The 14,196-nt window shown below is 63.9% G+C and carries 14 protein-coding genes; 4 read left to right on the plus strand and 10 right to left on the minus strand.

Annotated elements, in window-relative coordinates; genetic code table 11:
* Positions 1-143 precede the first annotated feature (143 nt).
* Both HNQ39_RS19035 and HNQ39_RS19040 read right to left on the minus strand, forming a co-directional pair.
* Positions 144-1,508: a DUF7133 domain-containing protein gene (locus tag HNQ39_RS19035; RefSeq protein WP_184200183.1), complete on the minus strand. Its 1,365-nt coding sequence runs from the start codon at positions 1,506-1,508 to the stop codon at positions 144-146.
* Positions 1,474-2,235, minus strand: coding sequence for a hypothetical protein (locus HNQ39_RS19040; RefSeq protein ID WP_184200186.1), 762 nt, complete (start codon positions 2,233-2,235; stop codon positions 1,474-1,476). The genes HNQ39_RS19035 and HNQ39_RS19040 overlap by 35 nt, the downstream gene beginning before the upstream one ends.
* Before the next feature lie 66 nt (positions 2,236-2,301).
* On the opposite strand from HNQ39_RS19040, the gene HNQ39_RS19045 reads away from it, so the two are divergent.
* The gene (locus tag HNQ39_RS19045; RefSeq protein WP_184200190.1) at positions 2,302-4,464 is read left to right on the plus strand and encodes a heavy metal translocating P-type ATPase; all 2,163 of its coding nucleotides are present in this window, start codon (positions 2,302-2,304) and stop codon (positions 4,462-4,464) included.
* A 12-nt stretch (positions 4,465-4,476) separates the two neighbouring features.
* Here the strand turns inward: HNQ39_RS19045 and HNQ39_RS19050 are convergent, their stop codons facing one another.
* From HNQ39_RS19050 to rpmG, 5 genes are all read right to left on the minus strand, one after another.
* The gene (locus tag HNQ39_RS19050; protein WP_184200193.1) at positions 4,477-7,668 is read right to left on the minus strand and encodes a DEAD/DEAH box helicase; all 3,192 of its coding nucleotides are present in this window, start codon (positions 7,666-7,668) and stop codon (positions 4,477-4,479) included.
* Positions 7,669-7,910: 242 nt separating this feature from the next.
* Complete coding sequence (locus tag HNQ39_RS19055) at positions 7,911-8,609, minus strand: esterase family protein (protein WP_184200195.1); 699 nt, start codon at positions 8,607-8,609, stop codon at positions 7,911-7,913.
* A gap of 2 nt (positions 8,610-8,611) precedes the next feature.
* A complete protein-coding gene (locus tag HNQ39_RS19060) occupies positions 8,612-9,802 on the minus strand; it encodes an ATP-grasp domain-containing protein (RefSeq protein ID WP_184200198.1) in 1,191 nt (396 codons plus the stop codon).
* Between the two features lie 154 nt (positions 9,803-9,956).
* Positions 9,957-10,205 carry a L28 family ribosomal protein gene (locus HNQ39_RS19065; protein WP_184200201.1) on the minus strand — a complete coding sequence of 83 codons (249 nt, stop codon included), beginning with the start codon at positions 10,203-10,205 and terminating at the stop codon, positions 9,957-9,959.
* Positions 10,205-10,372, minus strand: coding sequence for a 50S ribosomal protein L33 (gene rpmG, locus HNQ39_RS19070; protein WP_184200205.1), 168 nt, complete (start codon positions 10,370-10,372; stop codon positions 10,205-10,207). Before rpmG ends, HNQ39_RS19065 begins: the two co-directional genes overlap by 1 nt.
* A gap of 82 nt (positions 10,373-10,454) precedes the next feature.
* On the opposite strand from rpmG, the gene HNQ39_RS19075 reads away from it, so the two are divergent.
* From HNQ39_RS19075 to HNQ39_RS19085, 3 genes are all read left to right on the plus strand, one after another.
* Entirely contained in the window at positions 10,455-11,420 is a 966-nt protein-coding gene (locus HNQ39_RS19075; protein ID WP_184200210.1) for an NAD(P)H-dependent flavin oxidoreductase, read from the plus strand.
* 13 nt (positions 11,421-11,433) lie between these two features.
* Positions 11,434-11,901: a hypothetical protein gene (locus HNQ39_RS19080; protein ID WP_184200213.1), complete on the plus strand. Its 468-nt coding sequence runs from the start codon at positions 11,434-11,436 to the stop codon at positions 11,899-11,901.
* A 106-nt stretch (positions 11,902-12,007) separates the two neighbouring features.
* On the plus strand, positions 12,008-12,484 hold the full coding sequence (locus HNQ39_RS19085; protein WP_184200216.1) for a hypothetical protein: 477 nt from the start codon (positions 12,008-12,010) through the stop codon (positions 12,482-12,484).
* Between the two features lie 55 nt (positions 12,485-12,539).
* Here HNQ39_RS19085 and HNQ39_RS19090 read toward each other — a convergent pair whose 3' ends face one another.
* Genes HNQ39_RS19090 through rnc form a run of 3 tightly spaced genes read right to left on the minus strand, consistent with a single transcriptional unit; the run spans position 12,540 to position 14,191 of the window.
* On the minus strand, positions 12,540-12,839 hold the full coding sequence (locus HNQ39_RS19090; RefSeq protein WP_184200219.1) for a winged helix-turn-helix domain-containing protein: 300 nt from the start codon (positions 12,837-12,839) through the stop codon (positions 12,540-12,542).
* 9 nt (positions 12,840-12,848) lie between these two features.
* The gene (locus HNQ39_RS19095; protein WP_184200222.1) at positions 12,849-13,502 is read right to left on the minus strand and encodes a hypothetical protein; all 654 of its coding nucleotides are present in this window, start codon (positions 13,500-13,502) and stop codon (positions 12,849-12,851) included.
* An 11-nt stretch (positions 13,503-13,513) separates the two neighbouring features.
* Positions 13,514-14,191 carry a ribonuclease III gene (gene rnc / locus HNQ39_RS19100; RefSeq protein ID WP_184200224.1) on the minus strand — a complete coding sequence of 226 codons (678 nt, stop codon included), beginning with the start codon at positions 14,189-14,191 and terminating at the stop codon, positions 13,514-13,516.
* Positions 14,192-14,196: the final 5 nt, after the last annotated feature.

The following is a 14,196-nucleotide window of genomic DNA, read 5'->3' on the forward strand; positions in this document are numbered from 1 at the left end:
CGGTGAGATCCTTGGCCGCGTCAAGGCCGGCACCGATCCGCTGACCCCTGCCGTGGTCGCAGAGATCGAGAAAGCACTCGCCGCTAAGTAAGCGCGTTTTGCTCTAAACCTAAAGCCGCCCCGCGCATGCGTGGGGCGGCTTTTTATTTTCCTGTCACGCGCCAGATGCGGCCTGCCCAGTCGTCGGCGATGAGCAGGGAGCCGTCGCGGTCCCACGCGAGCCCGGCGGGGCGGCCATTGACGGCGTTGTGGTTGGGATCGACAAGCCAGCCGGTGACAAAGTCCTGCGGTTTTTTACGTCCCGCGGGAATCTTGACGATCTTATAGCCCGTGAAGCGGCTACGGTTCTGGGAGCCGTGGAGCGCGACATAGGCATTTCCCGCGCGATCAAAGACCAGTCCCAGCGGGGCGGAGTGGGCGGGGAAGAGAACATCGGGGACTAGTGTCTTCTTTTTGAGGTCGGGGCGCTCGGGGAGGCGGGGATCGTGGTGCGGGCCGAGGTAGTAGTAGGGCCAGCCGTAGAAACCGTTTTCTTTAATCTCCGTGAGAAAGTCCGGGACAAGCTCATCGCCGAGGTAGTCCCGCTCGCTCACCACCGCCCAGAGCGCGCCGGTCTTGGGGTGAAAGGCCATGCCGATGGGGTTGCGTAGCCCCGATGCGAAGACCGCGAGCTTTCCAATGGGCTTGCCTGTAGGATCGAGGGCGTAGCGGACAATGCTGGCTCGGGGCGACTCCTCGATATCGGCGTTCTCCTTGCTCCCAATCGTCACATAGAGCCACTTGCCGTCGGGGGAGAAGGCGAGGTTGCGGGTCCAGTGTTGCCGCATTCCCGTCTCGGGGATATCGGAGATCACGGTCTCTGCTGGCTGGGGCGCGACCAGCGCACCGGGTTTGTAGGGCCAGCGTACCACGGAGCCAGTATTGGCGACATAGAGAAAGCCGCGATGAAACGCGATCCCAAAGGGCAGGTAGAGGTTGTCGGCCCAGACACTGCGCTGGTCCGCCTTGCCATCGCCGTCGGTATCGCGCAGGACGGTCACGCGGTTGGGCTGCTTCTGCTTCTTGATCTCTAGGCGGGACTCCACCACGAAGATATCCCCATTCTCTGCCACGGTCAGCCAGCGCGGGTTCTCCAGTCCCTCCGCCACCAGCGTGATCTTGGTGCCCCCCTTGAGAAAGCTTGTCGGTGGGTTTTCGACTTGCCGTGGGAGCCGGATGACACTCTTGCCACGGGCGGGTGGGGAGTAGCTCGCGCCCTCTTTCCCATTCTTCAGCACCCCGGGATCGTCGCTGGGGCCGCGGCTCAGGCGCAGGTCGACAGGTGCATTCCACGGCACCCGCACGCCTGCGGCGGGCACCTGCTCGCAGACCAGCCCCTTGGCGAGCGTGCTACTGCCCTCGGCCAGCGCTCCGACACGGAGGTGGGCTTGCTTTAGGAGGGCAAGGGCCTCTTGCTTGGTCTTGCCGCGTAGGTCAGGGACGAGGGTCTGTTGCTTTGGGGAGAGCATGCCCTATGATACGGGATTCCAGGGTCTCCAGGCACTCTTGTTTCGCCTCACGCACCCGCAGGCTCAGGCCGCTGGCGGTGAAGCGGATGGGATCGGCATCACGCGGGTCCCCGAGGGTGCCCAGCGCGAGCAGGGTGACCAGGAGCAGCTCCTCATCGGCGGTGGGCAGGAGGCGTAGGAGAAACCTGTGCTGGGAGGGGGTCAGGGCCGCTGCGGTGGACTCGCTGAAGTAGGGCAGAAGCCGGATGAGAGTGGCCTTGAGCGGGGGATGGGCCTCGGGTGAGCCGAGCCGGGCTCCGATCTCCAGCACCGCCGGGAGGTCGGAGGGCGTGGCCGTGGGAAGATAGTACTCTAGGAGAACCTCCGCGATCTGCGCCTGGAGCGTCCCCTTCTCGGAGGCGGTCGCGCGGTGGGCGCAGTAGAGAAACAGGGGGACGATACCGCTGAAAAGCAAGACTACAGGCCCGCTCTCAAAGCCCCAGAGAAGAAAGCTTGCCAGGGACGTGAGGGCGTAGGCAATGAGGTACTGCCGGTAGTTGGCGCGTGCTCTGGGGGCAAAGCGCTCCGCCTCGGGGTGGAGCTCCAGGAGGGTGGTAAGGGCGGTGTCGCGGTCCCAGCCCTCCAGGAGCTTCAGGCTGGTGTCTAGGCGCGTGGTGGCAACAAGCTGCGCGGCGAGCTTGCGCTTACCGTCGTGGCTGAGCTGAGCGTGCTGCTGCTGTTGCGTCATGGCCTGCTGCCTCTAGGATACCCGACAGGGAACCGGAGAGAGGGGAAGCGGGTATCCTAGAGTGTAATGGCTATCTCCCGCTACTTTATCGCCGCGATGGACTGTCCTACCGAAGAGCAGCTGATCCGCAACCGCCTGAAGACCGTCACGGGGATCGAGGCGCTCCAGTTCGACCTGATCGAGCGCATCTTGACTGTCACGCACACCGACGACGCCAAGTCCACGGCGGAGAGTGCGCTGGCGGAGCTTGGCATGCACGCCAAGCCGCTCACGGCGGAGAACGAGGGGACGCTCCAGGTGGCTCCCGCGCTCCCTCGGGCCAAGCTGATCCGACTCGTGGCGGCGGGCGTGCTGGCGGCGAGCGCGGAGGGGCTGGCATGGGCGCTGGAGGGGAGTGGGCAGGCACACGCCGATAATGCGCTTCCTGTGGTCGTGCTGGCGGTGGGCTCGCTCTTGCTCTCCGGGGCGGAGACCGCGCGCAAGGCCTGGATGGCGCTTCGGACACGAACACTCAATATTAACTTTCTGATGGGACTGGCGATTGTGGGGGCCGTGGTGATCCGGCAGTGGCCCGAGGCGGCGATGGCCTCGGTGCTCTTCACGGTCGCGGAGGTGATCGAGGGGCTCTCACTGGAGCGGGCACGCAAGGCTGTCCAGGGGCTGATGGAGGCCGCGCCCGAGACCGTGGAGGTGCTCTCAGACTGCGGGAGCTTTCACGAGAGCAAGCTGGCGCTCGTGCGGGTGGGCGACCGGGTACGGGTGCGGCCGGGGCAGAGCATTCCCCTCGATGGGACTGTCACCGAGGGGCTCTCGGCGGTGAATCAGGCGGCGATCACGGGGGAGAGCCTGCCGATGGAGAAGAAGCCGGGCGATGCGATCTTTGCGGGGACGCGCAACACGACCGGGACCTTTATCTTTGAGGTGACAGCGGCGCGTGGCGACACCACAATGGATCGGATTGTCGCCGCGGTGAAAGAAGCGCAGCAAGAGCGCGCCCCGACTCAGCGGTTTATCGACAAGTTCGCCCAGGTCTACACACCCACCGTGGTGATGCTGGCGCTCCTCTATGCCGTGCTCCCCCCGCTCTTTCTCGGGGCGGGCTGGGCGGAGCAGCTACACCGTGCGCTGGTGATGCTGGTGATCGCCTGCCCCTGCGCCCTGGTGATCTCGACCCCCGTGACCATCGTGAGCGGCTTGACTGCCGCGGCGCGGCTGGGCCTGCTGGTGCGGGGCGGGGCGTATCTGGAGGAGGGGCGCAATCTTCGCACGATCGCCTTTGATAAGACCGGCACCCTGACCAAGGGACAGCCCGCAGTGACCGATATTCTCCCCCTCACGGACCGTGCGCCCGCGGAGCTGCTTCATCTAGCGGCGAGCCTGGATGCGGCGTCGGAGCACCCCGTGGCGGAGGCGATTGTCACGCACTGTGCCCAGACCCACGACTGCCAGCATCTCCCTGTCGAGGCTTTTGAGGCCGTGGTGGGGCGCGGCGTGGCGGGGACCCTGGGCGGGCGTCGCCACTATGTCGGCAACCACCGCCTGACCGAGGAGAACCAGGTCTGCGGGCCGCATGTCGAGGCGCTCTTGGCGCGGCTGGAAGGCGAGGGAAAGACCACGGTCGTGCTCACCGATGCCCAGCAGGCACTGGCGGTGATCGGGGTGGCGGACACGGTGCGCTCCACGGCAATCGAGGCGGTGGCGCAGCTCAAGGCACTCGGGGTTGCGGTGGTGATGCTGACGGGAGATAGCCACGCGGCGGCAGCGGAGATCGCGCGGCAGGCAGGGATCACCGACGTGCGTGCGGAGCTACTCCCCGAGGACAAGCTCTCGGCGGTCACGGCGCTTGCCCAGCAGGGTGGTGGCGTGGGGATGGTGGGCGATGGGATCAACGATGGTCCGGCGCTGGCGCGTGCTCAGGTGGGATTTGCGATGGGACGTACAGGAACCGGGGTGGCGCTGGAGATCGCCGATGTCGCGCTGCTTCGCGAGGACCTGCGCCTGATCCCCGCCTTTATCCGCCTCTCCCGCATGGTCTCCCAGACCCTTACCCAGAACATCACGGTGGCACTGGGGCTGAAGTTGGTCTTCTTCATTCTCGCCTTGCTAGGAAAAGCGACCCTTCCGATGGCCGTCTTTGCCGATGTGGGCGGGAGCTTGCTCGTCACGCTCAACGGACTGCGTGTCTTGCGGATGGGAAAGCTGCCCCCCTCCTCCATCTCGGGGGGCTAGGGGGCCGACAGATCAAGAAAAGAGGGCCGCGATATCGTCGCGGGTGAGCGACTTGAAGAGGCTTGTCTCGGTTTGGATTAGCGAATCGACCAATGCCTTCTTCTTTTCCTGGAGCAGCACGATCTTTTCCTCGACCGTGTCCCGTGCTAGGAACTTGTAGACAAACACCGGGCGCGTCTGCCCGATCCGGTGCGTGCGGTCCGATGCCTGCTGCTCCACGGCGGGGTTCCACCACGGGTCGATATGGATCACGTAGTCGGCTGCCGTGAGATTGAGCCCGACTCCCCCTGCCTTGAGGGAGATGAGGAAGAACGGAATGCTCTCGTCGCTCTGGAACGTGTCCACGCGGCCCTGGCGGTCTTTCGTCCGGCCGTCCAGGTAGAGATAGGGGATCTGGCGCGCGTCGAGCTCGTTGCGCAAGAGCCCCAGCATCTGGGTGAACTGGGAGAAGATCAGCGCCTTGTGCCCCTCGGCACGGAGTGTCTCCATGGTCTCGAGGAGCGCTTCCAGCTTTGCCGAGCCCACCTTCGATGTCGGGTCCATCAGGCGCGGGTCGCAGCAGACCTGACGGAGGCGCAAGAGGCCCTCCAGCACCCGGAGCTGGGCATTGGAGCTCCCCTCGGCGTCTAAGATTCCCAGGATCTGTGCCCGGTACTTGTCGCGTGTCTGCTCGTAGAGCTTGCGCTGGGCCTTCTCCAGCTCCACCGTGATGATGCGCTCCGTCCGGGGTGGCAGGTCGCTCGCCACCTGCGCCTTGGTGCGCCTGAGGAGAAATGGACGGGTAAGTGCACGGAGAGCCGCCGCCGCGTCTTCGTCCTTGCCCCGCTCGATCGGCCCCAAGAAGCTCTCTTTGAAGAGCTCGAGCCCTCCTAGCAGGCCTGGATTGAGAAAGGCGAACTGGCTCCAGAGCTCTGCGGTTCCATTTTCAATTGGGGTGCCTGTCAGGGTTAGCTTGTGCTGCGCCTTGAGCAAGCGTGCCGCGCGGCTGGTCTGTGAGAGCGGGTTCTTGATCGCCTGCGCCTCGTCCAGGATCGCGTAGAAGAAGGGGTACTTGCTCAGCTTCTCGATATCGCGCAGCAGGATGCCATAGGTGGTGATGATCAGGTCGTGGCCATCGAACTCCTTGGTGTCCACGGCGCGTGCGCTGTCGTCGTAGCGGAGGAGCTTGAGCTGCGGGGCGAACTTCTCCGCCTCCCGCTCCCAGTTGAAGACCAGAGAGCGCGGCACCACCAGCAGGCTCGCCTTCTTGCTCTTGCCCTGGAGGGAGAGCAGCAACGCCAGGGTCTGGGCGGTCTTGCCTGTTCCCATGTCGTCGGCGAGGCAGCCACCAAAGCCGCTCGTACGGAGAAAGTGCAGCCAGTCGTAGCCGGCCTTTTGGTACGGACGAAGGACACTGGCGAGCGACTCCGGCAGCGGGGTCTCGTCCACTTTTTCGAAGCGGCGGAGCGCCTGCTTCTTCTTCTCAAACTCCGCATCCGCCACCGAGTCGCCGTCGCTGTCGGTGATTGCTTGCTCAAAGAGTAGTGCATGGAGGGGGGAGAGGCGCAGGGCATCCGTGTCCTTTGTCTCGCCCGCCAGCGCAAAGACATGCCGGAACTTCTCGATCCACTCGTTGGGGATCATCCCGATAGAGCCATCGGCGAGCTTGACATAGCGCTCTTTCTTGCGGATCGCGCGGCGCAGCTCCTTGAGGGTGGCGTGGGTGTCACCAAACTCCACCATGCCCTCGACATCGAACCAGTCGATCCCGCTGGTGACATTGAACGAGAGGTTCGGGCGGGCACGGTTGACCTTGACACTCTGGAGCGCCTCTTCCCCATAGACCGCAAAGCCCTCCTCGACCAGGCGTGGCAGGTGGTGGAGCAGAAAGTCCACGGGGGTCAGGCGTGCGCGAAGGGTGAACTCGCCCGCCTCGCCGCCCCGCTTGAGGCCGTGGGAGAGGAGGGCATCGTAGGCCGCTAGCTCGGTCGTGGTGTCGCGGTGGATTCGGTCTAGGAGGCCGGTCTGCGGGTTGAACTCCAGCAGGACCGAGACTGCATCCTTGCGCCAGGCCAGCTCGGTGCCGCCGTAGCCAAAGCGAAGCTGTGCCACGAGCTCTTTTTCTTGCTCGCTCAGGTAGAGGCGCTTCTCGGGGGTCTGCTCGCGGATATCCTCGCCAAAGAGCCCCTCCCCGGTGAGCGGCAGGCGCTCCGCGGCGCGGGGCAGGTACTCGCTCCGAAAGAACGGGACCTCTTCGGCGGGAACCACCACCGGCTCGCTCTCCAGAAGCGTGATGACAGACTTGGGAACACTACCAAAGCTGACCAGGCTATCGGGGAGCTTGAGCCAGAGGGGGTCTTTGATCAGGATCTCTGGGCGCTTGACCGTGATGGGCTCCCCGGCGATTAGCAGGCGCGGGGCGAGGGTCATGCTACCGTCGGTGCTGGTGGTCAGGTGGAGCGCGACACTACCGGCATCGGGGCGGACTCGGATTCTGCTCTGGAACGGCGCTCCCTCGGTTCCCGTGAAGACCAGCGCCTCGGGCAGGAGGGAGAGCAGGGAGTGGAGCTGGGAGGTCTCGTTGCCATAGTAGCTGTAGTACGAGAGCTGGGCGGCGGTCAGGCGCGCCGCGAGCTTGAGCTCCTGGGTGGCGTTCTCAAAGGTCTCGGCATCGGGGTTGCGGACGCGCCAGCTCCGCCCGATCTCGTCTTTGAGAACCCGCGCGATACTGTCGAAGTCTGTCAGATCGGTCACCCCGGTCAGGGCGGTCTGAGGGACGGCGTAGGCGATCAGCTGCCAGTTGCGGTACGACGGCTGCAGGGAGAAGGCTAAGATGCGTGCGCTTCGCCGGGACTTGGTTGCGGTGGTCTCGCTCCCGAGGATTGCCTGAAGGCGGCTCTCCCAGGTTTGGGGAGGATGCGAGTGGAGGTGCTGCTCTAGGCCCATCGCGGCGGTGGCGATATGGACACAGGGGCGATCTCCCGTGAAGAAGGGGCAGTTGCAGTCGCAGGAGATGCTTCCCTCTTCGAGGATCTCCACCCGGACACGGGCGCGGTCGTGTGGCCCCGCCTCGACAATCATGGTGGCGCTAGTGGGGGTACTTTCCTCAATCTGACACCGACCACGCCAGAGTAGGTTTCGTGCTTTCTCCAGGGTAATTCTGTCGGTTGCTTCCGCGATCTTGGCGCGGCGCAAAAGAGGCGCAGTCAGAAGGGGGCGACGCATGCAGGGAGATTATATCGCATATCCCCGAAGAGAGCGGGGGGAGTGGGAAGCGTCGAGTCCCCCCCGATCAGAACGGGGGGGCTTGAGAGCCTACGGCTGCGAAGGCCGTTCCGGCCATACCGAGTTTACTCGGGATTATGGGCGCAGCCCTTTGTGTCCGAGGCACGAGGACAGATAGACGCTCCCGTTCATGGGAGCGAGACGCCCCCCTCTAACGGGGGCGATACAGAATCGGGGGCGGTCTAAAAATACGTCCGGGCCATCTGCTGCCACCAGGGCCAGTCGTGGCCCGTGCCGTTGTCCCAGATGTCCAATCGGTGGGGGATGGAGCGGCGGGAGAGCACCTCGCTGAGGCGCTCGTTGTCGCGGCGGCAGATATCGTTCTCCCCGGTTGCCAAGATCAGAGTCAGCTCGCGGTAGCGCTCCCAGTACCAGCCGTCGTCGTCTTGGGGCAGGTACATCAGGGGCTGGTGGAAGTAGAAGTCCTCACCGCGGTAGTCGCCCAGGAAGCTAGTGAGATCGTAGGCACCGCCCATGCTGACGCAGTGGCTCACCACATCCGGGTGGCGCAGGGCGAAGTTGACCGCGTGGTAGCCCCCAAACGAGCAGCCCGTCACCCCGATCCGTCCTCCCCCCATCAAGGGAAGCACCTCGTGGAGTAAGTAGGCCTCGTACTCATTGTGACGGCGAATCTTATCCCAAGGCGCTGCCTGCTTGTTGTACCAGCTCTCCGCATCGACACTATCGACACAGTAGAGGTGCAGGTAGCCCGCCTCGATCTTGGCCGAGAGCGCGCTGACCATCCCGCGGTCCTCGTACTCGTAGAACTTGCCCAGGGAGGTCGGGAAGACCAAGACAGGCATTCCTGCGTGCCCAAACTCCAAGAGCTCCATCGTCCGGTTCAGACGAGGGCTGTGCCAGCTATGAAAAACACGGTTCATGACTAATCGGTTGCTTTCTCTTTGGGCGGAAGGCGCTGGAAGAAGTCCTGGTAGAAGCGCTCGGTGTAGGAGGTGAGTAGCTCGGAGATGCGGGCATGGCTCTCGGAGGCGAGGACAACTCCCGCGTGGTGTTTCTTCTTGAGCTGCCACCAGATCTCGGGAGCGTCGTAGCCGGATAGATCGGGCTCCTCTTGCTTGGCCAGCGAGACCAGCAGGCCGGCGTAGCGCTTGTAGGGCGGCTCCGGGGTGTAGCTCTCCCGCACCTCTAGCTTGGCCCACTCCGCCCAGAGGTTTAAGCCCGAGGCCGCCTCGATCATCTCCGCAATATGGGCACCGCCGACACGGGCGCTCGTCTCTAAGAAGTAGAACCGGCCGTCGGCGGCGCTCTGGATGTACTCCGTGTGCGAGACCCCGCGCACCAGCCCTAGGGTCTTGAGAACGGTGGCGTTGAGCTTCTTGAGCGCTTTTTCCTCCACCGAGCCGTAGGGGACATTCTGGGTGCAAAAGACACGCCCCTCGTGGCTCACTTCAAGTGGCGGGCGGGCGTAGCGGCTCACCAGCGCCCAGACCACTCTCTTGTCATCGACAATGGAGTCTACGTGCCAGATCGTGCCGGGAAGAAACTCCTCCAAGAGGTAGTAGGACTGCCGGTCGCCCAAGGCTTCGAGAAGCGGCCAGAGCTCTGCCTCACTCTCGACCTTCTTGATCCCAATTGCCCCCGCCTGGGTTCGCGGCTTGAGGACATAGGGCGGCGGGACCTCCGCCATAAAGGCCCGGATATCGTCGTAGTTGAGAACCCCCACGAAGCGCGGGATGGGCAGGCCACCATCACGGGCCTTGGCGCGCATTGCCAGCTTATCGCGGAAGTAGCGTGCGGTGGTGTCGCCCATCCCTCCGAGCCGCAGGTGCTCGCGCAGCAGGGCCGCTTTCTCGACATCGAAGTCGTCGAGGGGGACGATCTTATCGATCTTGACCGTGCGGGCGAGGTAGCTGACAGCGTGGATCATGTCGGTCAGGTTCCACTCTTTGTCCACATCCGGCATGAAGTAGATATCGTCGAGGCACTCCCGCGGCCAGTCTCCGTTCTCCAGGCTCTGGGAGGTCAGCAGGAGGGTTCGGCAGCCCTCCGCCTTGCACTGGCGCAGAAAGGCCTGGCCTTTTTCAAAGCTCGCAATCGCAAGAACGGTCTTCATGGCCGCATTTTACCTGATTATGGCCGAAGGCCTTTGTGTCCGAGGCACGAGGACAGCAAGACGCCCCCCTCTAACGGGGGCGATACAAATAACGGGGGCGACAAAAAAACAGCCCTCTCCGAAGCGAGGGCTGTCTTTTAATAAATTGCCTGTCTTAGAAGCTCTTAGGCAGGGGAGCCTGGCCCGCCAGGATCGCCTTGAACTTGCGGCTGGTGAGCATGCGAGCTGCCACTTTGATCTTCTGGGTGCCGCCGCCGGGAGCCGGGACGGAGACCGTCTGAAGGTTCACATTGAAGACACGGCAGGTCTTGGGGGCGCGGTGCGCCCACTGACCAGAGTGGACGTGGCGGGTGTTACGCCCGGCCTGGGCCTTGCGGCCGCTGACGGCGCAGACTTTAGACATTACTTTGTCTCCTTGAAGGTCACGTGCTTGCGCAGGACAGGATCATACTTCTTCAGCTCAATCCGGCTGGGGTCGTTGCGCTTGTTTTTGATTGTCGTGTAGGTTGCACCGCTCTCCGAAGAACGGAGGGTAATGATGATGCGGTTCTCTGAACTTTTCTTTGCCATGGGAATACGATTCGCTCCTGAAATGCCAAGGGAGAAGTATACCGGGTAAATTCGATTTTCGCAAGGAGGTACACTCTGCGATATGAAAAATCGTTTCTGTGAGGCTTGGGGCATGAGCGTGCCCGTGGTGCAAGCGCCCGTCGGAAGTGCCTCCTGCCCGGAGCTGGTCGCGGCGGTCAGTAATGCGGGGGGGCTGGGGATGCTCTCCGGGACCTGGCGCGAGCCCGAGGCGCTCCGCTTGCTCATCCGTCAGACACAGGAGCGGACCCGGAGGCCCTTTGGCGTGAACCTGGTCTTGGCGTGGGACATGACCGAGCGGCTGGAGATCTGCTTGGAAGAAGGGGTGCGCCTGCTCTCGTTCTTCTGGGGCGACCCGACACGCTCCCTTGAGACCGTGCACCGGGCGGGTGCGACGGCTCTGGTCACAGTGGGGAGCGCCGACGAGGCGCGGCAGGCGGCGGATGCAGGCGCGGATGGCATTGTCGCGCAGGGCTGGGAGGCGGGCGGACATGTCTGGGGCCAGGTGACCACGCTGGCGCTGGTGCCACGGGTGGTCGATGCGGTTCCTGAGCTACCCGTGCTCGCCGCGGGAGGGATCGCCGATGGGCGGGGGATCGCGGCCGCGCTGGCTCTGGGAGCGGAGGCGGCGTGGATGGGGACACGCTTCTTGCTCACCGACGAGGCACGGGTGCATCCGCACTACCAGCGACGGCTACAAGAGGCCACGGAGGCAGATACCCTCCACACCGAGCGGTTCTCGGGCGGCTGGCCGAACGCGCCGCACCGGGTCCTCAACCTCCCCGAGCACTGGGAGCGCGCGGGGGAGATTATCGCGCACTACGAAGATGGCGAGGCGATCCCGCGGCTCTCATCGAACCTGCCCGCGCCCGGCGTTGTCGGGGATATCGATGCCATGTGCCTCTACGCCGGGCAGAGTGTCGGGCTGACAGCCGAGCGCCTTCCCGCGGCGGCTCTCGTGGCGCAGCTAGGGGCAGAAACGCGCGCCGCGGCCCGCAACCTTTGGGAGTTGCAGGGTACAATACGGTAAGGAGAACGACAAAATGGCGCGAATGTCCCCGTGGATCATTGCAGGTGTGGGCTGTCTTGGAGTCGCGGCACTCGGGGTGGTGGGGATCGGTGGGCTTGGCCTGCTGGTCTCGAAGTCGGTGTCGGAGGAGATGAGCAAGCCGCTCGACAAAGAGGCTGTCCTGGCAAAACTAAAGCTTCCCATCCATCCTAAGGCACAGTGGGACGAAGACCTGACCAAGAGCATACGGGCGGGTTCTGTTGTGGCGTCAAAGTTCGCAAAACTGGAGATGGCGACAGCGAGCTTTCGGCTGTCGGCTCCCCAAGCAGAGGTGAAGGACTGGTACAAGAAGACCCTCACCGAAAAAGGTTATGTGTTTCAGGGGGAGACCCAGGAGAAGGCAACCACGCTTAAGTTCTCCGACAAGGACGACATAATTACCGTGAGCCTCGCAGAGCCTGCCGTGCTGATGCTCTCCCGAATGAAGGTGTCTGGGCGGTAACATTTCGCCAACAAGTGCTGTTTTAGACGTATGTAAAGGAGTAGAGACCGTGAGTTTTGATATAGGAAAAGATGCCTTTAATCCCCCCCCGCCTCCCAGGAAGCGCATGTCGCCTTGGGCGGTGACCGGGATTGGGTGCGCGGTGCTGCTGGTGGGGAGCATTGTGGGAATAGGGGCCTGCGGCGTCCAGATGTCCAATGCCATGAAAGAGGAGCTCAAGAAGCCCATCGACAAGGAGCAGGTCCTGGCAGAGCTGGGCGATACCCCCCTCTATCCCAAGATTCAGTTTGACGAGAACTCCACCAAGATCGGCCGAGCGGGCATGAAGATTGGTGGGCGCTTTGTCCCGGCACAGCGCACTGCCATTGCGGGGTTTCGCACCGAGGATGCGCCTGCACTGGTCTATGGCTGGTACGACGAGCAGCTCCTCAAGGCGGGCTATCGGCTGGAGGATGGGCGTGACAACAAGCGTGGGGGGCACTCCTACCGCAAGGACCACGACATGGTGGTGGTACGGGTGAACCCGGACAAAGGCGAGGCCAATAGCCTGATGGTGATGCGCTTCTACAACATCAAGAAGTAGAGCGACAGCCCACTAAGTACCTGAGAGCGTCCCGGCACAGGGGCGCTCTCTTGCGTTAGCGGCGAACCATCTCCTCCAGCGCGGCGACATAGGCCTCAAAGGCGCGGCGGCCCGAGTCGGTGGGGGCGTAGGTGGTGCGGGGCTTCTTTCCGTGAAACTCCTTGGTCACCCGGACATAGCCGCTCTCCTCCAGCACGGTGAGGTGGGTGGAGAGGTTCCCGTCGGAGACACCCAGGGCGGCCTTGAGGAAGTTGAAGTCGCACTCCCCAGACGCCATCAAGCTGGACATCACCCCCAGCCGAACCTTCTGGTGGATCACATCATCGATTGCATCAAGTTTCCGAACCGCTGCCATTTTCTTCTCTCACCATCCGTATTTCAGGCCCATCCAGGCCCCGTAGACTATATGAAAGCCCCCAAAGGTCAGCGCCATGAGCGCCCGCGGGCCGATAATAAAGTTATCCGGGAGGAGCAGGGCGATGATCCCCGCCCCCAGAAACGCCCAGCCCATGATCGAGACCTCGCGCCGGCTGAACATCGCAATGGCCAGCAGTGCGACTGCGTAGCACAGGATCCAAAGGCCGTAGAGATAGGTCCCTAGCGCCTCCGGGTGGAGCAGGTGGAACAGGGTGATCCCTGCGCCCGCCAGCAAGCCCGGTGCCACGGCCCGTGCCAGGTGGACACCCAGCGCGGAGAAGGCCGTCTTGCCCACCTTGGCCGCGCGCCGCTTGGTTAGGAGCACGTCGGTGACCAAGGCGAGGACAAGGGTCGCCCCCCAGAGTGCCACAAACAGCAGCTTATCGGTGAGAGTCCCCAGCTTCGTGGGGGCGAACACCGCCGCTGCGAGGGCGTAGCACCCTGCCAGCACCCCCGAGAGCCCCGAGAGGGTGGAGTGCTTGGTGGAGCGCTCCATCGCCTGCCGGATGACCCGTAGGTGCTCTTCTGCCTCCCCCGCACTGGTGACAATCCGAAAGATCGGGGTGCCGTCGGGGTGGAATTTTGTTTCTTTGCCTGGCAAAGCTCTCTCTCCTACAGCATACGTCCTGGTGGCGTGTCTGTCAAGTGCGCAAGGGCATCCAGCGCAGCGGCTCGCTCTGCCGCACGCAGAGCGCGGCCCGTCCCTGTGCCTAGCAGGGTACCCTCACAGAGCACCTCGACTGTCACGGGCTCCTGTTGTGGCCCGGAGTCTAGCGCACGGTACTCGGGCTTCTTGCGGCCTTGGGCCTGGAGCGCCTCTTGCAGGCGGCTCTTGGGGTGCTTGGTAGCGGGGTTCTGGATCACGGCCTGGAGCGGCTCGGCGAGGGTGGCCTCGACAAAGGCGAGCGCCACGGCCTCGCCCGCCTCCTGGTAGAGCGCCCCGACCAGCGCCTCGTAGGCTCCCGAGAGCAGGCGTGTCTGCTGCGCAAGGCCCATCTTCTGCCCACCCGGATCGAGCCGGAGCAGCTCGGGGACTCCCAGCACCTGGGCAGCATCGGCTTGGGTCTCGCGGTCCACCACACTCGCGCGGGCCAGGGTGAGCGTCCCCTCGGCGGCGTCGGGGAGGGCGTCCATGAGCAGTCGGGCCACATAGACATTGAGCAGCGCATCGCCCAGGAACTCCAGGCGCTCGTTGGAGTGGGGGTGAGGAGCCGCCGAGCGGTGGGTGAGTGCCTGCTCCAGGAGAGCACTCCCGGGCGCAAACCCCCAGCGCTTCGCGAACGCTGGCACTCCCC

The sequence above is a fragment of the Armatimonas rosea genome, from assembly GCF_014202505.1.
In the GTDB taxonomy this organism is placed as follows: Bacteria; Armatimonadota; Armatimonadia; order Armatimonadales; family Armatimonadaceae; genus Armatimonas; species Armatimonas rosea.